The organism is Actinomycetes bacterium (assembly GCA_024222295.1).
GTDB lineage: Bacteria > Actinomycetota > Acidimicrobiia > Acidimicrobiales > Microtrichaceae > JAAEPF01.
In genome coordinates this window covers 1-885 of sequence record JAAEPF010000003.1, presented here as the reverse complement: position 1 = coordinate 885, position 885 = coordinate 1, and the positions used below count along the sequence as shown (strand labels likewise).

At 62.6% G+C, this 885-nt stretch carries 2 protein-coding genes; one reads left to right on the top strand and one right to left on the bottom strand.

From position 1 onward, the window contains the following. Positions 1 to 247: 247 nt before the first annotated feature. On the bottom strand, positions 248 to 412 hold the full coding sequence (locus tag GY812_02330) for a hypothetical protein (protein ID MCP4434320.1): 165 nt from the start codon (positions 410 to 412) through the stop codon (positions 248 to 250). Positions 413 to 432: 20 nt separating this feature from the next. Here GY812_02330 and GY812_02325 point away from each other — a divergent pair. Beyond that, a partial coding sequence (locus tag GY812_02325) for a hypothetical protein (protein ID MCP4434319.1) occupies positions 433 to 885 on the top strand: 453 nt, incomplete at its 3' end.

The window sequence follows — 885 nt, the reverse complement described above, 5'->3', positions numbered from 1 at the left end:
GGATAGAAGAGTTACACCCTGGGAGGAGAGTCGAGCACAGTCATGCACGTTGCGGACGCCGGCGGCTCGACGGCGTGGTGGCTTCTTGCTCCTCTCTGTGGTCGCTTCTTGCTCCCGTCCTTACGTCCTCTCCACTTCCTAGCACTGGGCTGTCAGGAGGTAGGATTGGTAATGGGTTCGATCACTCCCTGTCTGGCAGGATGCAGCTGACTGTGAAGTGCCTGGCCCTCGGGGTCCTCACCGCCGCCTACACCGTCGTCTCGAAGAGCGTGAACATGTGGTGCACTGTGTACGAGGTCGAGCTAAGGGAGGGGAACCCCATCCATTGCGACGTCATCACCAGCGCCGTGAACACCTGTGAGTACTCCATCCAGCCCTGCACCTCGATCGAGCGGAGCCTGGGGTGGCGCACCTACAACTCCTCTCCGCAGGTTGGAAGGCAGGAGGTCAGTTGAAGTTGATGCCTGGGACGTTTTTCTGAATTACGTTGTCCAGGAGTTTGACGAGCCGGTTGACGACGCCTCCCAGCTCGACGGTGCTGGCGGCAAGGCCGACTTCGACAAGTCGGAGGAGGCGGACAATGCTGACGGCGCCGGGGACGAGGGCTTCGACGCGGTGGTGACCGGCGGCCCGTCCATCATGGTGAACGTGATCCAGGTCTCCACGAAGTCGAAGGCTGGCGCAGTGGAGGAGGATGAGGCCACAGGTTCCGCCGACCGCCGACGGCCGACCGCTGGCAAGAAGGAGTTCGAGCTGGTGGACGGCAGGGAGGTCGAGGCTGAGGACGGACTCCCCGGGCCCTTCGACACTGAGTTCGACTTCCAGGGCGACTACAGCGTCGTCAAGATCGTCGGCTACGCCGTCGCCGGCATCGTGCTCATGGTG